The 23,760-nt window shown below is 59.3% G+C and carries 20 protein-coding genes and 3 pseudogenes; 11 read left to right on the top strand and 12 right to left on the bottom strand.

All coding sequences use genetic code 11. The features are described 5' to 3' along the window. The coding region (locus K359_RS54865; RefSeq protein ID WP_035978039.1) for a DUF3750 domain-containing protein at positions 1-314 on the bottom strand (314 nt) is incomplete at its 3' end. 420 nt (positions 315-734) lie between these two features. Here K359_RS54865 and K359_RS54870 point away from each other — a divergent pair. Further along, positions 735-1,113 (top strand): annotated as a pseudogene (locus K359_RS54870) (LysR substrate-binding domain-containing protein); the annotation flags it as partial. Positions 1,114-1,511: 398 nt separating this feature from the next. Here K359_RS54870 and K359_RS0141395 read toward each other — a convergent pair. Next, a complete protein-coding gene (locus K359_RS0141395; protein WP_029084446.1) occupies positions 1,512-1,739 on the bottom strand; it encodes a YbdD/YjiX family protein in 228 nt (75 codons plus the stop codon). 5 nt (positions 1,740-1,744) lie between these two features. Beyond that, positions 1,745-3,844 (bottom strand): carbon starvation CstA family protein, encoded by a 2,100-nt coding sequence (locus K359_RS54875; RefSeq protein ID WP_051346699.1) that lies wholly within the window; start codon positions 3,842-3,844, stop codon positions 1,745-1,747. Between the two features lie 176 nt (positions 3,845-4,020). Here K359_RS54875 and K359_RS0141405 point away from each other — a divergent pair. Then, positions 4,021-4,686 (top strand): annotated as a pseudogene (locus tag K359_RS0141405) (PAS domain S-box protein); the annotation flags it as partial. A gap of 139 nt (positions 4,687-4,825) precedes the next feature. Here the strand turns inward: K359_RS0141405 and K359_RS54880 are convergent. Further along, positions 4,826-5,044 (bottom strand): hypothetical protein, encoded by a 219-nt coding sequence (locus K359_RS54880; RefSeq protein WP_035978033.1) that lies wholly within the window; start codon positions 5,042-5,044, stop codon positions 4,826-4,828. 264 nt (positions 5,045-5,308) lie between these two features. Here K359_RS54880 and K359_RS0141415 point away from each other — a divergent pair, with 264 nt between their 5' ends. The 3 genes from K359_RS0141415 to K359_RS65015 all read left to right on the top strand — a co-directional run bounded on the left by K359_RS0141415 (position 5,309) and on the right by K359_RS65015 (position 6,490). Further along, complete coding sequence (locus K359_RS0141415; RefSeq protein WP_035978034.1) at positions 5,309-5,527, top strand: hypothetical protein; 219 nt, start codon at positions 5,309-5,311, stop codon at positions 5,525-5,527. A 178-nt stretch (positions 5,528-5,705) separates the two neighbouring features. Then, positions 5,706-5,897 carry a hypothetical protein gene (locus K359_RS0141420; protein WP_029084449.1) on the top strand — a complete coding sequence of 64 codons (192 nt, stop codon included), beginning with the start codon at positions 5,706-5,708 and terminating at the stop codon, positions 5,895-5,897. A 329-nt stretch (positions 5,898-6,226) separates the two neighbouring features. Continuing rightward, entirely contained in the window at positions 6,227-6,490 is a 264-nt protein-coding gene (locus K359_RS65015; protein WP_084518705.1) for a hypothetical protein, read from the top strand. Between the two features lie 1,201 nt (positions 6,491-7,691). Here K359_RS65015 and K359_RS0141435 read toward each other — a convergent pair. From K359_RS0141435 to K359_RS54885, 3 genes are all read right to left on the bottom strand, one after another. Then, positions 7,692-7,901, bottom strand: a complete 210-nt coding sequence (locus K359_RS0141435; protein WP_029084451.1) for a hypothetical protein — start codon at positions 7,899-7,901, stop codon at positions 7,692-7,694. 208 nt (positions 7,902-8,109) lie between these two features. After that, positions 8,110-9,783 carry an arylsulfatase gene (locus tag K359_RS0141440; RefSeq protein WP_029084452.1) on the bottom strand — a complete coding sequence of 558 codons (1,674 nt, stop codon included), beginning with the start codon at positions 9,781-9,783 and terminating at the stop codon, positions 8,110-8,112. Positions 9,784-9,911: 128 nt separating this feature from the next. Next, positions 9,912-10,838, bottom strand: a complete 927-nt coding sequence (locus K359_RS54885) for a formylglycine-generating enzyme family protein (RefSeq protein ID WP_035978036.1) — start codon at positions 10,836-10,838, stop codon at positions 9,912-9,914. Between the two features lie 360 nt (positions 10,839-11,198). On the opposite strand from K359_RS54885, the gene K359_RS0141450 reads away from it, so the two are divergent. From K359_RS0141450 to K359_RS0141470, 5 genes are all read left to right on the top strand, one after another. Continuing rightward, on the top strand, positions 11,199-12,923 hold the full coding sequence (locus K359_RS0141450; protein WP_029084453.1) for an adenylate/guanylate cyclase domain-containing protein: 1,725 nt from the start codon (positions 11,199-11,201) through the stop codon (positions 12,921-12,923). 46 nt (positions 12,924-12,969) lie between these two features. Continuing rightward, positions 12,970-13,398 (top strand): hypothetical protein, encoded by a 429-nt coding sequence (locus tag K359_RS54890; protein ID WP_198031258.1) that lies wholly within the window; start codon positions 12,970-12,972, stop codon positions 13,396-13,398. A 294-nt stretch (positions 13,399-13,692) separates the two neighbouring features. Then, positions 13,693-15,840 (top strand): ABC transporter substrate binding protein, encoded by a 2,148-nt coding sequence (locus tag K359_RS57780; protein ID WP_165128436.1) that lies wholly within the window; start codon positions 13,693-13,695, stop codon positions 15,838-15,840. Next, positions 15,837-16,451 carry a response regulator transcription factor gene (locus K359_RS0141465; protein ID WP_029084455.1) on the top strand — a complete coding sequence of 205 codons (615 nt, stop codon included), beginning with the start codon at positions 15,837-15,839 and terminating at the stop codon, positions 16,449-16,451. The genes K359_RS57780 and K359_RS0141465 overlap by 4 nt, the downstream gene beginning before the upstream one ends. Before the next feature lie 89 nt (positions 16,452-16,540). Next, the gene (locus tag K359_RS0141470) at positions 16,541-16,888 is read left to right on the top strand and encodes a response regulator transcription factor (RefSeq protein WP_245284878.1); all 348 of its coding nucleotides are present in this window, start codon (positions 16,541-16,543) and stop codon (positions 16,886-16,888) included. A 397-nt stretch (positions 16,889-17,285) separates the two neighbouring features. On the opposite strand, the gene K359_RS0141480 is transcribed toward K359_RS0141470, so the two are convergent. Then, complete coding sequence (locus tag K359_RS0141480; RefSeq protein WP_084518708.1) at positions 17,286-18,089, bottom strand: LssY C-terminal domain-containing protein; 804 nt, start codon at positions 18,087-18,089, stop codon at positions 17,286-17,288. A gap of 688 nt (positions 18,090-18,777) precedes the next feature. On the opposite strand from K359_RS0141480, the pseudogene K359_RS54900 reads away from it, so the two are divergent. Then, positions 18,778-19,784: pseudogene (locus K359_RS54900) on the top strand (transporter). A 929-nt stretch (positions 19,785-20,713) separates the two neighbouring features. On the opposite strand, the gene K359_RS65025 reads toward K359_RS54900, so the two are convergent. The 4 genes from K359_RS65025 to K359_RS0141505 all read right to left on the bottom strand — a co-directional run. Then, complete coding sequence (locus tag K359_RS65025) at positions 20,714-21,286, bottom strand: vanadium-dependent haloperoxidase (RefSeq protein WP_245284879.1); 573 nt, start codon at positions 21,284-21,286, stop codon at positions 20,714-20,716. Then, the gene (locus tag K359_RS65030; RefSeq protein ID WP_245284880.1) at positions 21,202-21,894 is read right to left on the bottom strand and encodes a hypothetical protein; all 693 of its coding nucleotides are present in this window, start codon (positions 21,892-21,894) and stop codon (positions 21,202-21,204) included. Before K359_RS65030 ends, K359_RS65025 begins: the two co-directional genes overlap by 85 nt. 114 nt (positions 21,895-22,008) lie before the next feature. Continuing rightward, positions 22,009-23,241, bottom strand: coding sequence for an alpha/beta fold hydrolase (locus K359_RS54910; RefSeq protein WP_051346703.1), 1,233 nt, complete (start codon positions 23,239-23,241; stop codon positions 22,009-22,011). A 259-nt stretch (positions 23,242-23,500) separates the two neighbouring features. Beyond that, a partial coding sequence (locus K359_RS0141505; RefSeq protein WP_029082718.1) for a transposase occupies positions 23,501-23,760 on the bottom strand: 260 nt, incomplete at its 5' end.

Genomic DNA, 23,760 nt, shown 5'->3' on the forward strand with positions numbered 1-23,760 from the left:
AACCAGCGACCATCCGCCGCAAAGCCATTGACGCGGATAGGCTCGCCCCATGCAGTGTAATCATATCGGTTGTAATTGTTGGCACCGGCTTCCTTGACCACGATCCAGGTATGGACTGCGAATATGCCGCGCCACCGCACGGTCCGTGCAGCAAATACCCGGATCAACGCTTCGGGATGGGAAGGCGCCGGGGGCAGAAGACCAGCGCTTGAACGATCCGCCGTTTGCCAATTGCCTCGCGTGTCGGCGAACCAATAGTAACGCCCGGCAGATATTCCGATCGGCACAAATACCAACAGTAAGAAAGCGATCACGGATCTTCTCAAACTCGCATGCCCACCAGCAGCTGCCCACCGCAATATAGTTCCACTTTTTGACCTTGCCAGCTGAGTGCCTGTATCTTCCGCAGATCGCGCAAAGTCGCGGGATTTCGCCGTAGAGGACGCCTTTCAGAGTGCTTGGCGCGAGGAAGGCCAGCCGCAGTCGCCACGGATGACCTTGAGATGGAGACCTACCGCGACGGCCAGATCCTCGACCGACGCGAAACGCCCGCTTGCGAGGTCCCGCTGCCAAGCGTGCACCCGAGCCAAAGACTGAAGCACCTTCTGATCTGACTCCTTTGCGGATGAGCCTGGAACAATGTGTGTGCTATCGGCCGGCCGCTTGGTCCAGGGTACGTTGATCGCCACGATCGACGAAGGAGGTTTCGGGTCGCTGACCCCGGCTCCTGAGGGTTGCATTGCGCGCCAAGCTTTGCGGCTCAATGGCTCGCCCCACGGCTGGCCAAGTTTTTCGCGGCCGAACCACACTCGAAGTGCGGCTCGCTGCCAATACCGAATACGCCCGCTTCACAAACGACGATTTCGATCTCGACATCGTTTACGGTCAGCCGCGTGGAGAGGGGGTCGATGTGATACCGCTCGGCGAAGAAACTGCCACTCCGCTTTGTACCCCTGAGATCGGTAAAAAGATCCGCAAGCCAAAGGATATTTTAGGCCAAGTACTACGGTAATCCGCTCGGATGTGAAGCAAGTGCAGTGGCATCAATGGTTCACTGCGAACGGACTCGAGTCGCCGGCCATTCACGGAATGCGTTTCGATCGAAGCTTTCTCACTGGGTCACGTCTGAGCTTGCGCAGACGAGCACTGCAGGCGCGCCAAAGTGATCAGATTTGCAAAGCTCTTGTCTCGTATAGTCCAGAGTTGGCTTCTCAAGAAATCACGGCGGTTAGGTAAGGCGATCGCTGGTTACGGACGAAATGAATATCGGGTTATTGTTAATGACACGATGACCGACACGCAACCTACGTCCCGGTCGATTGGGTTTCTTGACGGGAACAGGGAATAGCACTGCATCACGCCGTGGCGCCCCAGCCGAAAAGCTGCGGAGCGCCATACTCAGCAACCCAATGATGTCCGTTTTCAGGGTCGAGACTTAGGGTTTCTTGAGAGGCTGAAGCTCGGGCCGACTTCCAGTCTTCACGATCGAAAGTTAAACACCAAACGCTCGCTCAGCAACAGCGAAAACCGCGCGTCGATCCGGCGCCGTATCGCGCCGACTGCCGCTCCCGGAAAAACTCGGCGTAGCTCCTGACCGGTTGCTCGGGATGCTTGCGGCGCATGTGTGCCACATAGGTTTCGTAGTCTGGCACACCGATCATCAGTCGCGCGCCGTCGCATACGCACTTGCCGAAGGCGGCAAGCGCGTCTTTGAGATTCGTCGTCGGGGCCTGTTTCATCTGCTTCACTCCGCCGGGACCGCGACCTGGGGTCCGTTCGTCGCTTCCGGTAGCTCACGCGCGGTCCAGGCGCTCGAGCGCCATGCCTCTATGCAGGCGCGAACACCGAAGTATATCATGCTCGCGACGAGCAGCACGAAGATAAAGGCCATGACCGCATCGATCGTATCGTTCAGCACGATCTGCCTCATTTCGTCGAGGTTCTTGGCCGGAGCCAGCACCTTTCCCGCGTCCGCCGCCGCGCGGAATATGTTGGCGTGCGCGAGGAAGCCGATACTCGGCGCACTGTCGAAGACTTTCTGCAAGCCTGCCGTGAGCGTACAGATCACGAGCCATGCCGTGGGAAGCAACGTGACGAAGGCGTAACGCTCGCGCTTCATCTTGAATAGCACGACCGTGCACAGCATCAGCGCGATGGCCGCGAGCATCTGGTTGGAGATTCCAAACAGCGGCCACAGCGTGTTGACGCCGCCGAGCGGGTCGGTGACGCCTTGATAGAGGAAATATCCCCAGAACGCGACGCATAGGCCCGTGGCGATGACGTTGCCCGGGATCGATGCGATATTGCGCATCCCTGGCGCGAACACGCCAAGGAGATCCTGCAGCATGAATCGCCCGGCGCGTGTCCCCGCGTCAACCGCGGTGAGAATGAAAAGCGCCTCGAACAGAATGGCGAAATGATACCAGAAGGCCATCATCGCCTTCCCGCCCACCAGGTTGGAGAAAATCTGGGCCATGCCGACGGCAAGCGTCGGCGCGCCGCCGGCGCGCGAGATGATCGTCTTCTCACCGACATCAACCGCCGCTTGCTTGATCTGCTCGGGCGTGATCGCAAAGCCCCACTCGCTCACCTTGGCGGCGGCGCTTTCGGCCGTCGTTCCGATCGCAGCGGCCGGGCTGTTCATGGTAAAATAAACGCCGGGATCGATTATGGAGGCCGACACCAGCGCCATGATTGCGACGAAGCTTTCCATCAGCATGCCACCATAGCCGATGAAACGCGCCTGCACTTCGTTGTCGATCAGCTTGGGCGTGGTGCCGGACGAGATCAGGCTGTGGAAGCCGGAAACGGCGCCGCAGGCGATGGTGATGAATAGGAATGGGAACAGGCTCCCCGACCAGACTGGGCCGGTTCCGTCGACGAAGCGCGTAACCGCCGGCATTCTGAGGTCGGGCGCCACAAAGAGAATCCCGAGCGCCAGAGCGACGATCGCACCGATTTTGAGGAACGTCGAAAGATAGTCGCGTGGTGCGAGTAGCAGCCAGACCGGCAGGGTAGAGGCGACGAAGCCATAGACGATCAAGAGCCAGCACAATTGCGTCGGCGAAAACGTGAACGCGGCCGACCAGGTTGGGCTTTCCGCGACGTTCGCGCCCAGGATGATGGCGGCCATCAGTCCGACGACGCCGAAGGCCGAGGCCTCACCCACGGCGCCGGGCCGGATGAAGCGCATGTAGACGCCCATCAAGATGGCGATCGGAATTGTCATCGCGACGGTGAACATGCCCCATGGGCTGTCGGCTAGAGCCTTGACCACGATGAGGGCGAGCACGGCGAGAATGATGATCATGATCAGAAAAGTGCCGATCAGCGCGATGACCCCGGCCACGGGTCCGAGTTCCGAACGCACGAGGTCGCCGAGCGACCGCCCGTCGCGTCGCATCGAAACGAACAGGACCATGAAATCCTGCACCGCGCCCGCGAGCACGACGCCTGTGAGAATCCACAGCATGCCGGGCAGGTAACCCATCTGTGCGGCAAGCACGGGGCCGACGAGCGGGCCCGCGCCGGCGATGGCCGCAAAATGGTGGCCGAACAGCACGTATTTGTTCGTTGGAACGTAATCTAGCCCGTCGTTGTGACGGTGCGCCGGCGTCGGCCGATTGGGGTCGAGCTGAAGCACCGTGCGGGCGATGAACAGGCTATAATAGCGATAGGCGATCAGATAGACCGCGATGGCCGCCACCACCATCCAGAGCGCGCTCACATGCTCCCCGCGCACGAGCGCGACCATCGCGAGAGCGAAGGCCCCGAGAACCGAGACCGCCGTCCAGACAAGCCAGTTATCGAGGCGATTGCGGCTTTCCGCCTTTGCATCCAACATGGTTCGTTTCCTCCCATGCGTCTCGGAGTTCACGCCCGAGCAGATATTTCGATTGCGTTTCGGTCGCCCGCGAACACTCTGGCCTTACTTGCCTGCGGTCGAAGTGGAGTCGCAATTCTTAAATGTTGGCCTGCAACGATAGCGCATGAAGCCTCGGATGTCATCGCCTCTTCTGAGATGAATATATAGGCCTCAAACAGGCACGGTCGCTTCTTTGCCTGCCGTTGCTGAAACAGGCTGAGCTGATCGGCGTACTGTACCTCGAAAACAGTCTGGCGTCGCATGTGTTCACGCCGGGGCGGATCGCGGTGCTGAAGCTGCTCGCCTCACAGGCGGCAATCGCGCTGGAGAACGCCCGGTCGTACAGCGACGCCGCAGAGCGCGAGGCGAAAATCAGGCGACTGGTCGATGCTAACATCATCGGGATTTTCATCTCGAGTCGGAAGGGTGAAATCATCGAAGCCAACGACGCGTTCCTCAAGATGATCGGATACGACCGAGTGGATATCGCCGCCGGTAACATGCGCTTGGCTGACTTGACGCCGTCGGAATGGCGGCCCAGTCCCGCGCGCTCCCTAGTTGGCACAGACACGCCTGGCGCGGTCCAACCTTATGAAAAGGAGTACTTGCGCAGGGACGGCAGCCGTGTGCCTGTGCTGGTCGGCTCGGCCGCGTTCGACGAACAGCAAGATCATGGAGTTGCCTTCGTACTTGATTTGACTGAGCGCAAGCTCGCGGAGGCAGAAGCACGTGAAAGCGAGCGGCGCTACCGTGAGACGCAACTGGAGCTCGAGCACGCCAACCGCGTCGCGACGATGGGCCAACTGACATCATCGATCGCCCAGATCGGGTCAAAGGACATATTCTTCGCCTACATGCCGGTTCGTAGGTGACGGTTAGAACGTTTCTGGGACGCGCTGATACTGGGAAAAATACTGCCCGCGCGTCCCCGAAAGTAAACGTCTCAATCCGTTCTCGGGACTACTTCTTCTCGTCCTTCGGGGCCGGTGCACCGTCCTTGTCCCTTTTGATATTTCCCTTGGTCGCGCTCATGCCGGTCGTATCCATCGAACCATCTGGCTTGGCACCGTTCGTCAGTCCGGGCTTCTCCATCCCGGTCTGTGGAGCGGGGCCGGTGTTCTGAGCAAAGGCCGAACCGCACATAAGCGTAAGAGCAGTAACGGCGACAAATTTCTTCATTGGTCTCTCCGTTGGATGACCTACAAATAATTCGGCGCGCTAAAGTGTGGTTCCTAGACTAGCAGACATCGCAGCGCACCTTTGTGTACCGAGTGGCATAAAATTAAGCCGAGATTGCGCGGCTGCAAATGTCCTCAATTGCGGGCGCGATTGACGTCAGCCGCGTTCGTGACGGGTCAGCGTTCCTTCCGTAGTATCTCCGGCCATGAACAGAGTTCCAGTGCTATAAGGGCTTGGATTGCTGCGTCGGCTGAGGGCGGGACAATGCCAATCAAAAGGTTATTGAAAGACGAGCGCACGCCGGAAGAAATCGAGCTTTTGGACACGGCCTTCAACCAAGCTCTCAACTTGCTGGGCGTGGTTGATCGTAACGACCCACTTTGCGACATGGTCGCTCGTAAGGTTGTCGAGGTCGGCGCGATAGGCGTTCGCGAGCCGCGAGAGATCGCAAAAATGGCCGTGGCCCGGACTGGCCTTCGGTAAGGCCACCTCCCAAATTTTGCGATTACCGCTATCCGCACCAAGCACGACGTTTCGGGCAACTCGTCGCGTCGCATTAGGGATGCGCGACGAGGCGCGCCCTCACCATCGCCAGCGTCAACACCAGACTTCACCAAATTATCCGCCCAGAGCGGGACCGCTGAACAGGGCATAATCCAAGATGAACCGTCAGATGCAGATGCGAAAGGACGAATTTAGAACCGATGACGAGAAGGACGCTTGGCAACAAGGCTACATCGCTTCCATCGAAGCATTGATGGACCTGCATCAGGACTTGCCTGAGAACCTGCATGGTGCCTTGTGCGCTGGTTGGTGGTGCGCTTTTGAGGACGCGACAAAACGCGGTCGATAATCGACTGAGAACGACAAGCAACGAGCAACGCCCATCACATCGAGCAAGCGAACATCGAGAGCTGCGCGCCCATCACTGTGACCGCGTCACCACGACAGGCAGTACAAGGGGAGCGGCAACCGACGGGCACGCAGGCGTCAGGGGCAGTAGGAAGGCGCACAGCACGCGGGGAAGCGACAGGCCGACAGGAACACCGGGCAAGCCGCGCCAGCGCACAGAGCCTCCTTTGATCTAGGTCAACGCCAGCGATCCTTTGGCGCGCACGCTATGTTCAGCCGCACCTGAGGCGTCACCTTTCAGTGACGCAAGCGCAAAGAGGGAGGTCCGCCATGCATCTGAGGAAACGTCTTTCGATCAAGTCAGCGACAGTTGCCGGGATTGCTGCTAGCGCCCTGTTGGGGCTTGCAGGTCTCACTCTCAGTCCAATCCCAGCCAAGGCGGTCGTGTACTGCCAGTACGTTGAATATCCGGTGGGTTGCGTTGCCCGGGCTGGCGTCGTGCTACGGCCTCGTCCGGTGGCGCGCGCTGCGGTCCGTTATAACGCCGGTGGCAATGCAAACGGTGGCGTCAATCGCGTTGGGGCGCGGCGGTAAAGTACTCGTTTGCAAGTCACGGAGACACGATCGTCACCGTTTCCCGGCAGAGGCTTTTTATCGTCCCGGTGCGGAGGATAGGCGACCGACACTGGGTGGCGGCATCGCGGCATGAACCACACTTGGTATGTCACTTTTGAAGTTCCGACAGATGGCACGCTGTCAAGAAGGCGACATCCGCGCTTAACTAAGACGTTCGCAACAGAGGCAGAAGCTAAGGATTTTGCGCGAACAAAATTCAACGACGGTTTGATCGTCACTGCCGGAACCATCATTCCGCACCTGCCGAGAGTGTCAATCCCATCGGTAGAAATTCCAGCGTGGCTTGAACCGCGCGGCCAAGTTGATCCAGATCAATAACGACCTCAGGCGTCGCGGCCTGATCTCATGGCAGGCGCGATTTGTGCCTGACTATCAGGAAGACAGCTAGGCGAAGCCCTATGAGCAAGAATCAAGGCGCTTCGCCGTCCACAGGACGGCGACCTTGAGAACGGCCTGCACATGCGGCGGTGCCGGCGCGCACTGCCCGGGATGCAACAAGCCTGCAGATGGCGCGGCGCCGCGACTACCACACAGGTTTCAGCCAGATAGATATTCGGCGGTGATCTAGAGCAGCGTCACGATTTCGAAACATCAGCGCTTGAGATCGATGTCGACGAAGTTGGTCGTTGCCAGGTCTGCGGCGAGCCTCGAAACCGTCGACTCGAGCCTTCCAATCTTGATCAGGTCGATTTGGCACGTCGCATGCCCGCTAGAGACTGCGTTGATCTTACCTAGGTCGCAATCGCTCAGATGGAGCAGACTGGCCTGGGACCATTCGTCGTCCGCTGGCGGAAGCGCCCTGCGCCTGCGAGGCCGCGTGGAGCAGAGATACGCCTGGAGGCGAGTATTTGACGCCCGAGGTGCCAAGTCGGCTCTACGCGGCCTCCTAGCCCATAATGAATGCCTCGGAGCCAGTGGATGTCGTTGCGCTTAACTGAACCGGTCGAAACTTGCCGGCGCCCTTCGTGTGGCGGCGGACAGAATCATCGCCCCTAAGCTGCCCGTCGTGGACCCTCCTGCCAGGTTGATTGTGCAAACCGGCTGTTCAGCCACGGAACACCGTGCAATCTCCGGCGACCGTGAAGTCGTGGAATGCAGGCGTCCAAGGAACCCGCGAACATGTCAGCCGTCTTGGATTCGAAGAGTCACCCGGTTTCCTTTAGGCAAACTTGAACATGCTCGCATCGAGCTGTGCCGGCGCGACCCCGATCAGCCAGACCGCGCTGCCCGCGGCGTCGGTGATGATCGTGGTGTTGATCCTGGTATCATAGAATTCAGCTGCCTGAACATCGGCGAACGAATGCAGCGATGTACCCGCGAAGCTGACGAAGTCGTTCACTCCGCCCGTGTTGAAGTCCTGGACGACCAAGATCTCCTGGCTGGTGTCGCTGATGTTGCGCGACCAAATCGGCGCCTAAGTGACGCTCCTGATTGCCACTGAGGTCGCTTCCACCGAATTGCCAAGGCGGCACGTCGGACCCACATTGGGCAACGCGGGTCATCCAAGCACAAGCGGCCGGCCCTTTTCGGGCCGGCCGCTTCTTCTCTTGTTCTGCACTGCGGCCTGTCGCGCGCAGTTAGTCGCTGCGACCGGCCGTCTTCATTTCCCGAACCTGCTGCATGACCTGTTCTAGGTTGTAGCTGGCTGGATCTTGGAGCGGCGGGAATTTGATGTAGGTCTCGAGGTGCATCAGCCACAACTGCTGGCCGATAGGCAGCATGTTCCAGTCATAGACATAGGCGGTAGACGGAGAAGCAATCGCCCCGCCCATACCGAACAGCGTCTTCTGCTGTGAACCAACGGAGGTCTCGAAGGGATCGCGTTTGATGTTGACGACCTGTGTCCAGTGGTAGGGCAGCACACCGGAAATGAAGCCCGAGGGCGCGTCTGACACCATTGCAAAGTACATCTTCCAGTTCTGGTAGCGGACTGCCGATGGCTCCTTGCCGGAGTAATAGAGGAAATGGTCGCGTGCCGACTTCTCGGATTTGCCGGTAAGATAGTCGATCTGGTTCACGCCATCGAGCGTCGTCTTGACGAGCCCGGGGTACTCACCGGCCTCGAGCCGTTGCTTCAGTCCGTCGCCCTTGGGCCCGCCGGCGATCTCCACGAACGTCGGTAGCCAGTCGAGGGAGGCAAACATTTCGTTCTTGATGGTGCCTGGCTTGATGACGCCGGGCCAGCGGATGACGGCCGGAGCGCGCATGCCGCCTTCCCAGGTGCTCAGCTTGCCACCCTTGAACGGAGTTGTGCCGCCGTCCGGGAAGGTGATAGTCTCGGCGCCGTTGTCGGTGGTGAACACCACGATTGTGTTGTTGGCCTGGCCCATGTCTTCGAGCTTCTTCAGCACCACGCCGATGTTGTCATCCATCTGCTTCATGCCGGCTTCGTTGACACCCCAGTCCTTGCCGCCTGGCTGGCCCACCATGGCCTGGTACTTGTCCGACAGCACGGTCGTGATGTGCATGCGCGCCGGGTTGTACCAGGCGAAGAACGGCTTGTTAGTCTTCTTCGGATCGTTGCGGTCGAGGAAGTCGACGACCTTTGCCGAGATTTCTTCGTCCACCGTCTTCGAACGATCGAGGGTCAGCGGACCTTCGTCCTTGCACGTTTGTTTAGCGCCAGTGCCGTCGGATGACGTGCACGCGAGCACCGGACGCGGTGGTGTCAGGCAGACCGTGGTCTTGGGATCCACGGAGCCAAGAACCTCGGGCAGGCCGGGGACCGGGGTGTTCTTGCATGGCGGCGCGAGGCCCTGCTGGGTCGGCGTCTTGTTGATGTCGGGGAAACTCACACCTTGCATGGCGTCGAGGTGATACAGATAGCCCCAGAATTCCTGGAAGCCGTGCGCGGTGGGCAGAGAGTCGGCGTGGTCGCCCAAGTGGTTCTTGCCGAACTCGCCGGTGTTGTAGCCGAGATCGAGCAGGAACTTGGCGAGCGTCGGCGTCCCGGGCCGCAGATAGGACGGGCTGCCGGGAATTTCCGGCAAGACCATTCCAACGCGAACCGGCTGCATGCCGGTGATGAAGGCCGTACGCCCAGCCGTGCAGCTTTGCTCGGCGTAATAAGTCATAAAGGTCGCGCCTTCGTTGCCGATGCGATCGATATTGGGCGTCTCCCCGACCATAAATCCGCGGTGGTAGATGCTCGGCTGGAACAGGCCAATATCGTCGCCCATGATGAAGAGGATGTTCGGCTTCGCCGGCGCTTGGGCCACAGCCGGTGTGGTGGCCGGCCCGGACAGCGACATCAACATCGTCGCGCCGAGCAGCGTGGCAAAGGACTGCTTGAGCAAACAACGCGTCTTGCGTGGCGGCGTCGCAATAAATGGCCGCTTGGCAGCGAATACGGTACTCAACATGGCTTCGCTCTCCTTTTTTATGATGCTTCAGTCGCTCCTCGCCTGATGCATCGAAAGCCGAGGTGACTGGTGGAAGTATCGACCGGCTCCGCGTGGCGCGCTGCCGGCCGGTATCGCCGGCAGTAGTTCGGCGCGCACAAATGCGAGCCGCCTTTGATCACCTTTCGTGGAATTTTCACATTGGTCGTTCTGGGGTCGTAACTGTCGGTCTCGCGGCCGCCACGCGGGTTCTGCGGAATGCAGCAGGCCTTCGGCGCATCCGCCTGATGCTTCGGTGAATACCAGTCGGCCGTCCACTCCCAGACGTTGCCGATCATGTCGTGCAACCCGTAGCCGTTCGGAGGGAATGCACTGACCGGCGAGGTGCGCTCGAAGCCATCGGCATTCGCATTCTGGCGAGGGAATTCTCCCTGCCAGGTGTTTGCCATGTGACGGCCGGCCGGCGTGAATTCATCGCCCCACGCAAATTCCGCGTCCTCGAGCCCGCCACGCGCTGCCAATTCCCATTCCGCTTCGGTCGGCAAATCCTTGCCGATCCATTTCGCGTAGGCGAGGGCGTCGTTGAACGCGACATGCACGACAGGATGGTCGTCCAATCCACGAATGTTGCTGCCCGGGCCGTAGGGGTGTCGCCAGTCAGCGCCCTTGGCGAACGTCCACCACTGGCTGAAGTCGTGCAGGCTGACCGGATGGTTGGGCCGCGAGAACATCAGCGAACCGGCATAGACCATGTGCGGGAGTATTCCGGGATAGTCCTTCGGGTCGGGCGCGATTTCGGCGAGTGTAACGTGGTCGGTAGCCTTCACGAACTCCTTGAATTGCCGGTTTGTCACCGGATAGCGGTCCATCCAGAAACCGTCCACGGTGACGCGGTGCGCCGGAGCTTCTTCGGGATAATGCCTGTCCGATCCCATGCGAAAGGTGCCGCCGGGTATCCAGATCATTTTATCGATGTCTAAAGGACCGTCACAGATGGTGACAGCGGACGCAAGCTTGGTCGCAGGGTGCGCTGTCATCAATCCGTTACCTCCCCACCGATGCACGCGACGCGCATTCTGAGCGGAAATACGCTACGTGGAAGGATCCTGCCCCGCTATTGGACCGTGGGCCAATAGCGGGGCACAATCTGCATAGTACCTATCGGTCGACTTCCATTTTCGCGGGGGAGCAGAGTGCCGTGAAGGGCTTGCCCTCGAGGTCAATGTCGCTTCGTTGATATTGCTGACAGAATGCGACGACCCAGCTCGTTACCATCGCCTGAAAAACGCGTCGAGCCTCCGCTCGCAGCACGAAGAGGTCAAAACATGATCAGCCTATCCATTCGGCGGAAGATCATGGGCATCGCGGTCGTATTGATCGCGCTGATGGCGGTTACCGCCCTTCTATCGATGGCGTCGGTCATACAGGTGGGCGGCCAGCTAGATGAACTTACCCAGAGCTACATTCCTGCTTACGGCAATCTTGCGCGAGCCAATATTCGTTCAGTGGAGCGCGCGCTCGAGCTGCGGCGGCTCATCATCGAAAAACTCCTGTCGTCATCGAATGACGTCACCGCACTCCGCGCCAGATTCGATGCCAAGGGTGGTGAATTCGACAACGAAATAGAGGCGGCGCGCAAGCTTATCGGCGGCCTGATAGAAAAGAACGCCGCCTCCGGCGATACACGTTTGCTGGTTCGGCTTCAGGTGCGTCTCGATGCGGCCGTTGACGACTCCCGGCGACATCTGAACGATGAAATCAGCCGTCTGCTGAATCTGCTGGAAGAGGGCAACGCCTCGACGATTGACGAGAGCCTGAGCCGTGTGGATGCGCTTCGCGATGAGCTCAACAGCAAGCTCGACGGGATCCGGGCAGACATGCTGGTGCTCCTGCGCGCGGATGCGGATCTGACCGCGCAAAGGCAACGTCGTGTGACGTTGATTGCCGCATTCCTGACGCTGCTTGCCGCGGTTCTCGGACTGGTGTTTTCGCTCTTGGTCAGCGCTGGGGTCACGCGCCCGGTCAGGCGGCTACTCGAAGGCGCAAAGGCGGTGGAAGCGGGCAACCTGGATGAACAGGTGCCCATTACGTCGAAAGACGAAATTGGGCATTTGACGACGGCTTTCAATCAGATGATAGAGCAATTGCGCCTCAAGGAGCGAATCCGCGAGACCTTTGGAAAGTACATCGATCCGCGCATCGTCGAAGGACTCATTGACCGGCCCATGCTGGCGGTGGAGGGGCAGCGGCGCGTCATGACCGTGCTGTTCTGCGACGTGAGGGGATTTACCAGCACAAGCGAGGGAATGACACCGCAGGGTCTGGTGAAGGTTATGAATCGTTACTTTTCGACGATGTCTGCTCCGATCCGCGATCATGAGGGAATCATCGACAAATATATCGGCGATGCGATCATGGCGTATTGGGGCCCGCCGTTTACGGACGACGCCGCGCAAGCGCGGCTCGCCAGCCTGGCTGCCCTGAAGATGCTCGAGTTAGTTCCACAGTTGAGGACTGAGCTTCCCGAACTTCTGGGAGTTCGCACTCTTCCCACCGCATTCGATCTGCGCATAGGGATTGCGACCGGCGACGTGCTCGTGGGCAGCATCGGCTCCGAATGGATGAAGAATTACACCGTGATGGGCGACACCGTTAATCTCGCCTCCCGTCTGGAGGGCGCCAACAAGGAATATGGCGGTCGCATTCTGGTGTCGGAGGCAACGATGGCCGGCGCCTCCGACGCGGTGGACGCGCGCGAGATCGACCGAGTTGCCGTGCTGGGACAAAATCAACCCCAAGCAGTATTCGAGATCATGGCGCGCAAGGGCGAGCTTTCGCCGGCGCAGCTTAAGCTGCGTGATCGTTTCTCGGAAGGATTGTCCCGCTACCGGCGTCGAGAATGGGACGAATCGCGTCGCGCGTTTGCGGCGGCGCTCGCTATCGTCCCCGATGATGGCCCGTCGATAACCTTCATCAATCGTCTCGATAAATTCATCCTGCGCCCGCCCGGCGAGAATTGGGACGGCTCGTGGCGGCTTGAGCAGAAGTAACGCGCGAACGCGTAAGTCCATCAAAGACTTGATTGGAGAAAAGGCCATGAATCCAATACCATTCGCCATTGTTAGCCTTTCGCTGTTTATCAACCCGGCCTTGGCGCTGACGCAGCTTCCGCCGCCAACGTCCGTACCTCCCGCGACGGAATCCGCAGCCAAGGCTGCGTTTGGCGTTCTGCAGGGTCGCTGGGTCAGGGTGCAGGGAGGCTACGTGATCACGATCAATTCGGTAGACGCCGATGGCCGGCTTGACGCCAGTTACGCCAATCCGAGGCCGCTGCCTTTTCACACGGCCGTCGCTACCAGCGACGGCAACAGTCTCAAACTTTTCTTTGAGCTACGCGCCTCCGGCTACAACGGTTCTACCTATACGCTGAGCTATGATGCGGCGAATGATCGACTGATAGGTGTTTACGATCAGGTCGTCGTCAAACAGAAATTCGAGGTTGTGTTCGTCCGCTCTAAATCGTGACGCAGCAGCCGATTGGCGACAATATGGGGCGGTCACTGCATGCGTGGCCCGCAAAATCGAGCGGACGGGTCAGGCAAGCGACGTTTGATCGCGCTCAGGAATTGCTAGAGAGGTATGCCGGGAAACGTGGTAAGGTTATGTATCTCCAGGCGCTTTGTGAATCCGCATCGGTGTATTTTCGGCGTAGCGGTCTTTTCCGGAATGACGAGGACGACGCGCATAGTTTGGCGGAGCTTGGCGCTCCTTTTTCTTTTCGCGGCGGAGTCGTATGCCGCTGAGCCGCGACGCGTGCTCATGCTGCATGCCTTCAACTACACATTCCCCGCCACGACACTGATTGCGGATGGGGCTCGAAAGCGATTATTGGAACGTTCGCCACAACCACTCGAAATCGATGCAGACTTTCTTGACCTGGCGCGAAACACGGATGCCGAGTACGAATCCCGGGTAGCGATGTTTCTGTTACTAAAGTACGGGAAACGCCCCCCCGACGTCGTGATCACGCTGGGCAGCGCAGCTTTGCCATTCGTTGTCAGGCACCGCGACAACATCGCGCCAAATGTCCCTGTCGTATTCACGGCCATATCCCCACAAAGCTATAGTGCGTTGCGGCTACCGCCGAACATCACCGGAATCGTTTCCGAGTTTAGTCTCGACAAGACGCTTGCGCTTGCGGAGCGACTGCAGCCTGAAGCGACCCGTCTGTTCGTCATCGCCGGCAGCGGGCAGGTGGATCGGCGGTGGCAATCGGTCGCTCGAAGAAGCATCGAGGATCGTGAACGAAAATTCGAGGTGACATATCTGTTCGATCGCTCCCATGCGAAGCTGATGGAGGAGGTGGAGAATATCCCCCATGATGCGATCGTACTATACTTGACGTTTTTTGCCGACAATGGAGGCAGAGCCTTTGTCCCTGCTGAAGTGGCAGGCTCTCTGGCCGCCGTGTCACCGGCACCGCTCTACGCGCCTTATGACACCTATATTGGCAACGGTATCGTTGGTGGCTTCGTTGAGACATTTGAATCGGTTGGTGTCCGAGCGGCAGACATGGCGCTTCAAATCCTTGCCGGGAGAGACCCCGCCACGATTGCCCCGGAAACAAATCCGGGACAGTCCTATCGAGTCGATCACAGGGCTTTGGCGCGGTGGAAGCTTCAAGAGAGCCGACTTCCTCCCGATACTGTTGTGCTGTTCAAAGAACCGACAATCTGGAGTGAGCATCGAGGCATCGTCAGTGCTGCCATCCTGATTGTTGCCTTGCAATCATTAGTTGTTGCCGCGCTGCTGATTCAGCGGCGGAGACGGTTGCGCGCCGAAAATCTGCTCAAGGAAAGCGAGGAGCGGATGACGTTCGCAGCCGCTGCCGCTAATATCGGGCTTTGGCAATTTGACCGGCATCGCAATGAGCTTTGGACGACGGAGCATTGCAGGGCGCTGTTTGGTCTTGCGCGCGATGCGCCGTTGACCCGCGACGCGTTCCTTTCGGTCGTTCACCCCGACGATCTGCAAACTGCCACCCAATCGCTTCAAAAGTCATTCGAGACGGAGCAGCCTGCCATCAGCGACGTCCGAATTGTCCTGCCGGGTGGAGAGGTGCGTTGGGTACGCATGCGAGCCCGCTCTCGTTCAGAGGGCGGCAGCCGACCGGATCACCTCGGCGGCATATTTATCGATATCACCGAACAGAAGTCGGCCGAAGCTGAGGTCGCGCTGCAACGTCGGGAAGTTGAACATTTGATGCGCGTCTCCGTGCTCGGTGAACTTTCCGGATCGATAGCGCACGAAGTCAACCAGCCGCTCACGGCGATCTTGTCCAATGCCCAAGCGGCTCTGCATCTCCTCGCGCAAGATTCACCGGACCTCGTCGAAATCCGCGATGCGCTCGAAGATATCGTTCATGAAGACAATCGAGCCGGCGAGGTTATCCACCGTCTCCGCGGTCTTCTGAAGAAGGGCGAGCGGAACGCGGAAAACGTCAATATCAATGACCTTGTCAGGTCAACCATCAGCCTGCTGAACAGTGAGCTCATTGGCCGCGATATCAACGTCAGGCTTGATCTGGAGAACAGCGCGTTTTTTACGCGGGGCGATTCTGTGCAGCTACAGCAAGTCCTGCTGAATCTTGTCATGAACGCGATGGATGCTATGGCCTCGACCCCGATAACACAGCGCTCAATCTTCGTCTCAACACGAGGGGATCAAGCTGGAATGGTAGATGTGCGCGTGAAGGATCAGGGACACGGCATCGGTCCAAAGGAAAATGGCCATTTGTTCGAGCCATTCTACACCACCAAGGACCATGGTCTCGGCCTGGGTCTGCCGCTCTGTTCGACGATCATACAGGCGCATCAGGGGAAGCTGAATCTGATCAACGATGAGGGCGGGGGCGCCATTGCGGTATTTTCGTTACCAATCCAGCAGCCGGAAATGGGTAATGCATGACGGAAAAATTTACGGTTTACCTTGTCGACGATGACCCCGGAGTGCTCAAGGCGCTGTCGCGCCTACTCCGCGGCAGCGGCCATGACGTCAAGGAATATTCTTCGCCGCGGGTATTCCTCGAAGAGCACGACGTAGCTCTTCCCGGCTGCGCTGTGCTGGACGTTTCGATGCCCGGTCTCGACGGTTTGGAGATTCAGCGGGTGCTGACCGTCGGCGACTATCATCGTCCTGTCGTGTTCGTTACCGGAAAAGGCGACATTCCCACCAGTGTGCGTGCCATGAAGGCCGGCGCGATCGATTTCCTGACCAAGCCCGTAAAGGATAGGGAACTCTTCGATGCGGTTTCCCGTGCTGAAGCCAGGGACGTCGAGTCGCGTCGGCTTCATTCCGAGTTGGAATCGATGCAGGCGAAGGTAGGCACCCTGACCCCGCGCGAACGAGAAGTGCTTATCCATGTGGTGGCGGGGCGGCTCAACAAGCAGATCGCCGGCGATCTGGGTACGGTCGAAAAGACCATCAAGGTCCACCGCAGTCGGATGATGGAGAAACTGGGAATTCGCACCGTGGCCGACCTAGTTCGGATGGCCGAGAAGCTCCGCCTTACGAAATAGGGGAACATTGGCCCAAGGGCCAACTCGACGCGCGCTCGCCGCACCAGCAATAATCATTTATGGTGGAAGCTTCCCCGTGGATTGCGATTGTGGACGATGATCCGGCCGTGCTCAAGGCTTTGAGCCGGTTGTTGCGTACGCACTCATTTCAGGCGCGAACTTTTGCATCCGGACAGGAATTTCTCGCGGCATTGCCAACTGGTCTTCCCGAGTGTCTGATTGTCGATCTTCAGATGCCCGAGATGAACGGTTTGGAACTGCATCAGCATCTCGTAAGCAACGGCATAACAATTCCGACGATTCTGATTTCTGCACATGACAACGACGTGTTGAGCGAGCACAAACGAGGGTTTGTGGCCAGCCTTCGAAAGCCGCTGCAGAAACAGGCTTTGTTTGAGGCTATCGGAAAAGCGGTAGGGACGCGGAGCACAAAGTAGCGCGGGGTGAGCACGCTAAGCGAGCCAAAAGAACATACAAGGAGCGCAAAGATGCCTATATCGATTTCCATGATCGTCGTGAGTTCGCAGCTGGTCGTCGCGGTCGCGGACGGGGTGCCGGCGTTCGATATTTCGCGAAGCTGCAGGTTCGACCTGGCGGCGACAGCAGGGCTCACTGTCGATCAGTCATCAAAGACCTGCATAGGAGACGAAACCAGGGCGCGACAGCGGCTGGCGCGCCAATGGTCGAAATATTCCGCTTCCAGTAAGGCGCAGTGCGTACCGCAGGAGAGTATCGGCGGCACACCGAGCTACGTCAGTCTTATGACTTGTCTAGAGATGGGGCAGTGGGCTCGCTGACGGTTCTGCGGCATTCGCTGCGGGGCGCCAGCAAACGTCAGTCGGACGATGAAGCCCAGGCGAACATCTTGTCCTTCACCTGGATCAGGGCCGGCACCGGCAGCAGTTTGGCCGGCGCCGCAGCTTTCTCGCCGCGCGCCACCAGCTGGGCCATCCAGATCTCGCCATCGGTGTAATAGGGATCGCCTTCGCCATTGCGGCCGTTCAAGGTCGGACCAATTCCTCTGATCTGATAGATTCTAAGCACCGAACGGCCGAGGTCCAATCCGGTAATCAGGCCGTCACGCTCTTGATCGACGTTTGGTGCAATCTTGTGCGTTACCTGTCCTGTATCGCGGCTCAGGGTTACACCGGTATCGAAGCTCGCCGATCCGAGCCAAACAGGACTGCCATCGGCGCCATTTGACAGCACCAGCCATAACCGGACGTGCTGCCGACGGTCCGCGCTTATCCCCTCTGGCTTTTCGAACGCCAGATCCTCACGTCGTCCGTCGAAGTAGAGCGGGCTGACAGGCGCGTCCTTGTAGGAGCGGTCAAGCAACACGCTGCCGATGATCTCCAGGCTGGTCCGCAACGTAATCGGATCGGCTGGATACCAACCTGCGGCATGAAATGCGAAAACCACATCCTCTCGCGTTCCCATCAGACCGACGTTGATCGGGTCCCCCGGCATGCCCTCGGCCGTCGACGTCACCATCGGCCGCTTTGACAGGCCTGGCTCATGTTCGATCCGAGCCCAGGTTGCAGGCAATATCAGATAGCTGACCAACACATAGATCGAGATCACGGCTAAGGGAAGCCAGAGATAGCGGTGCCCATGTGCCACAAATGACGGCTTCATGGATGTACCTCCCATGAAGTGCTGACGGCGAGGCGCCCGACGTGGTGGCAGGGGGCTACCCGACAGTTGATAGTATTACTTGAGTAACACGCCGCGACGGCGTTGCCTTGGTCTACGGCATTCCGAAACGACAAAATTGCCTTAGTAGGTCCTACGTCACGCCTTTGCCGTCGCGAGACAGGACCCCGAGGTTGGTTTGGGCGAAGGCGTGGCGTTGCTCCGCCGCTTTCCGAAACCATCATGCTGCAGCTGAATCGTCCTGTCGCACGCCGCGTCCTGTCACATGCACTACCCGGGGATCGAGCTGGGTTGTGGCGTAGCCATCACGGGCCAGCGGCCGAATAAGACGCAGAGCATTTACGTATTCGCCTCTAGCAATAGCATCAATCCCATCTAACGTGCGGATAGACGAACTTGCAGCCCAGGAGAAACAGAGCCGTTGGCACAACCTGCATAGTGGCTCTCTGGTCTCAGTATGAATCTTTTTCCTGGCCAATCGAGTCGGGCTGATTTTTGCATGGTGAGCCCTGCTTGCGCTGGGTTACGCTGTCGCTGGATTTATTTCGAAGGCAACATACTTGCGGAGCGCAATATGACAGCGGAACTGGTCGTGCCGAAAAGAGGGCGGCCGACTCCAGTACAGCGACGCAGACTTGGCGTTGCTGCAATCGTCTTAGCGCCTGCGATGATGCTTTTTTCCCATCGTGCGCAGGCAGATGAAGGCGGCATTAGTTTCTGGATCCCAGGCCTCTTTGGAAGCTTGGCGGCCACGCCGCAGCAGCCGGGATGGTCGCTGGCGAATATCTACTACCACACCTCCGTATCCGCCGGCGCCGATGTCGCGCGGGCGCGCGAATTTACGCTCGGCAGGGTTCCGGCTAACGTTACCGTCAACACAAATCTGAATTTGAATGTCAACGCCACCGGCGATCTTGGCTTTGTGCTCCCGAGTTATGTATTTGCAACGCCAGTGCTCGGCGGCCAGGCGTCAGTGTCCCTCCTGGCGGCCTATGGCATCGTCGGCACCAGCCTGGCGGGGACTTTGTCCGGCGTGGCCACGGGCCCGTTCGGCAACACCCCTTCGCGCGGTCCGACACCATCAGCGACGCGACATGGGGCTTCGGGGATTTGGCCCCACAATTCGCATTGCGCTGGAACGCCGGCGTCCACAATTACATGACCTATATCACCGGCGACATCCCGGTTGGCGCTTACCAATCCGATCGCTTGTCGAACCTGGGTATCGGACACGGCGCGATCGACGCGGGCTACACCTATTTCAACCCGCAGACCGGACACGAATTCTCCGGGGTGCTCGGCTTCACCTACAATTTCAAGAATACTGCGACGCAGTATCAAAACGGCGTCGACATGCATTTCGACTGGGGTGCATCGCAATTCCTGTCGAAGCAGGTCATGGTTGGCCTCGTGGGCTATGTCTACAAGGAGCTGGGCTGCGACAGCGGCTCAGGTGACCGTGTCGGCTGCTTCCAGTCCCAGGTGGTTGGCATCGGCCCCCAGATCGGGTTTCTGTTTCCGGTCGGCGACATGCAGGGTTATCTCAATTTTAAGGCTTACGGCGAGTTCGCTGCGGAAGACCGGCCATCCGGCTGGAACACCTGGGTGACCTTCGCTATCTCGCCGCCCGCGCCCGGAGCGCCTCCGACAACAAAACCCATCGTCAGGAAATATTAAATCGACCAACCTGCGGCTTGATCCCTGACCGATAGTTCGGGTGGGCTGCTCGGAGCGACCAAAACCCCAACGGACCGTGGTTTTCAACCGTAGATTGTAAATTCACTAAAGGCTGCTGACTGAAGAAAGCAAGCATTTGTAATGGTTTCTTAGATCGCGTTCGGAGGATGGACGTTCCGTCGCGGGCTCATTTTGGAAATCTGACGTCGGCCGAGTACGGACATCGGCCAGCATCCTTTCGGCGCATTCGTTATGGCCGTTGGTTAACCCACATGCGCGCGCACCTTTTAGTCATCGATCCGATGAGGGCCGATCTTGGCGAAGAGGCCCCATGTCGGCTATTGCCACAAGTGGACATGAGCCCGCGGGTCGTGCCGGGTCGGCTAAGGGCCAATAAGAGTCGTGCCCATAGTCCAAATCGCAGTCGAGCGAGGTCTTGGTATCAAGGGTCGTCACTGATCTCGTGGCAGGTGCGGGCCGAGCGCGGATCGCATGAACTAAAGGGCCTTCCGGGCCGCTGGGATTTATTCGCCGCGGCCCAAAAGTTCTTTTGCGGCACGAAAAAGGATCCGCGCGGGGTACATACCAATGTCGGCTCTCGGGGGTGGGCGGCAAACACCCGAGGGGACGGTGACTTCCGTTCTTGGCCCTTCTCGGACCTCATCGCGCGGCCTGCGAATGTCTGCTCACTGGGGTTTGCGGACTTCAGCGGAAGGCCCGCCGAAACTTCCGCGTGAGACCCGAAGCGGTCATGACGGCGTAGCGTCTTGGCCGGCATCGGTGGCTTGCGAACAAGCTCGCGCTAGATCGCGGTAGCGTGGCGGGCCCGTGTGCAAGTTGCCGAACTACCGGTGTGAGCCCCGGCAGCCGGCCCTAATTAGCGAGCACCGGCGAGCGTCACAGGTTGCATGACGCTTTTCACGACGTAATCACCGATTTGGAATCCCATCTGCGTACCGATGCGTGTGTGTCGAGAAACGATAGTGGAAGCCGGCCCAGATGCGCGCGTTTGCGACCTCTTCGGTCATGGCTCCCACGTTGGCGAAATGATGGACTACACCAGGCAGCGCCGGGTTGGTCAGGGCGACCTCGGGGAAATCCTCGGTTCCGAGAACCGCCTTCACGACACCGGCTACGGCCCCGCTCTGGATACAATGCGAGCACGGGTATTCAGGGTGCATTGGCGTGGGGCCGATTGGCTGCCAGGTTGCGTCACGATCAGTGGCCGGGTTGCCATCAATGTCACCGTTGCGAATGGCAGTGATCGGTCGCCAGAAGTTGTATTGGTACTTGGCGTCCAATACCGCAATGATGGCGTCGTTCAGGCCAACGGCCGAGAGCGCCATGAAGCGCGCGCTGTCCACGACATCCATCTGTTTTGCTGTCGCGAGCTGACGCAGGAAGGGCTGATAGCCGGTCAGCGGGTTGATCCAGAACCGGGCAGTCTCGGTTTGCTGGCCTGTTCGCTTCGTGCTGTTCTGTCCGCCGTAGTCCTTGCCCAATCCTCGCTGTCTAGCGAAACCGGAGGGGCCGGTCGGAACTGGGACCCTGCGGTCATGGCGAACGGCTTCATGTCCGGCCACATCGAGGACAGCGTGATCGCAGTCGGCACATAGACCCCAGGCGAGGTCCGCGGCCGATAGGCATCGGGTGCGCCGGAGCCGTCATGCGCCCGCTCCTCCAACAACTTGGCTGCAACAGACTCGCCAAGGCGGATACCATCCGATTTGGCGGGACCGTCGGGAATTGAGCCGAGGTAAGCCACGAGGGCGCGTTTCATATCCCCGGCTGTCTTATCGTCAATGGTCGCCAGCACCGTGGCGGCGGCCGCCGCCGCGGCAGCGTCCTTCGAAGTGGTTGGGTCCGCAGGCAGTTGGACTAGATAGGGTTGGTAGCGGCGCTCGATCGCGTTGACCGCATCGAACATCGCGGTATGGACCATCGCCAACATGCGGATGGCCGTGTAGGGCGACGTGCCATTGAGAGCGGCCATCGGCGTAACCGCAACGACAGCCTTTTCGTCCCAATCGGTAATGACATTGGCGAAAGCCGGTGGCGCTGCGGTGGTCAGAAGGACGGCCGCGACCACGCCGCGAATCTTGGCATGCATGATTTGCTCCTCAACTCCGGCAAAGCGAATCGCCAAGATCAGCCTGGAAAAGGGTCGCCCATGCTTCGGGCCTACTTGACGCTCACCCGACTGCTCGCTTCACACGATTGTGCTTTACCGTGATCTGCGTGCGGGCGTGGCAGGTGCACGCCGTGCCGACGTTATGGGCCGAGCGAAGGCCGTTGTATTGAGGCCGATGTCCTGGCGCGGAGTTGGCACTGCGTCTGGCGCGCGGGACAAATGTCCTGCCTCTGCGGCGACCGGCGGACTCGCTGCGCCGCCGAGTCCCGCTTCGCGGGCCATTACGATGGCCTGATAGCGGTGCTTGACCCGAATCTTGTCAAAGATCCTGGTAATGTGATTGCGGACCGTTTTTTCCGAAAGCCGAAGCAATTGCGCGATCTCCGGGTTGTTGAGTCCTTGGGCGATGGCTTCGAGCACGGTCCGTTCACGCGGTGTAAGCTCGTCGAGCGACAATGACTTGCGACACGTCACAACCTCGTTGGATGGTTCAGCAAGAAAGCGTCGCACTTCGACAACGAGTCGTTGCCACGCTGGTTCGTCCGCGAGCAACATGTGATTGTCGCTGTCGAGTTGAACGAAGCGGCTATCGGGAAGGAGGCTCGCGAGCAATCGACCCTCTTCCATTGGCGCAATCATATCGCGTTCCGAATGCACTACCAGGGCGGGACACCTCACCTGGGGTGCGACGTCTCGCACGTCGGTATGCGCGGCGATCTGAAACAGTCGGATGGCCGTCTCTGCTGAGGTCGCGGCGGGCATCTGATCGCACCAGGACCGCGAATGCTCCGGCGTACCGCCCGGCTGGAAGAGCGAGGACCATATTTGCACAAAGGCATGGTTCTCTTGGCCCCAGCCAAGTCGCGTCAGGTCACCCAAAACGGTTCCTCTCTTCGCCTCGGCTGGCGTATCCGTCCGACGCATCTTGCCTCGCGCATAGGTGCCGTAGAGGACGAGATGACTCACCCGCTCAGGATGGCGTACGGCATACTCGACGGCGATGGGGCCACCCCAGCAAGTCCCCACTATAGCGAACCTCCGAAAGCCGGCCGCTTCGACCACGCATTCGAGATCACTTACCCAGGTCTCGAACGAGAGATCACCGACGTTTCTATCCGATAGGCCGCAGCCGCGGGAGTCATGGCGCAACACCTCAAACTCGCGGGTGAAGGCGTCGAGCCATGGCCGCCACGCGAGACTGTGCCATTGGTGCTCAAGATGAGTGAGCCACGTCGCCGACATAACCAGCGGCGGCCCATCTCCGCTCACCGCATAGGCAAGCCGCACACCATCTGCTGTCGTGCAGAAACGGATGGTTTGGTCCATGGCGGCGGGCCCGGTTGCACCTCGTTGGACTATATCACACAAGTAATCGTGGTGCACCTTTCACAGTCGGCTGGCCGTTCAGCCTCGCGATGAGGAGCCATGGTGCTGGTCAACTCAGAAGACGTCGGTTATTGGCCCAACGCCGACGTGCCGACAGATCGCTTCTATGTCGCCTTTTCAGGGGATTGTGTTGAAGAAGTCCGCGAACTGGCAATTTGGGATCGGGCAATGCGACCGGCGCACGGGTGCTTGATTGCGCCTAGGCGGGCTGGAGCGCAGGGATCGGGATCAGCTTTGCGAGCTTCCTGAGGTTCTGCGCCGTTGCGGCAAGGAGGAACTCGTCACGAGCGCCCAACGGGCCTCTTAGCCTGAGACGGTCGAGGCGCAGGATGCGCTTGAGGTGCGCGAAGAGCATCTCAATCTTCTTCCGTTCGCGCCGGGACCTGACATAGGCATCAGTCTTGGCAATATCGCGCGCAACGTCCCGGGCCTTTTCGTGGATTGAACGTGGGACCTTGC

Source organism: Bradyrhizobium sp. th-b2 (assembly GCF_000426785.1).
Taxonomy (GTDB): Bacteria; Pseudomonadota; Alphaproteobacteria; order Rhizobiales; family Xanthobacteraceae; genus Bradyrhizobium; species Bradyrhizobium septentrionale.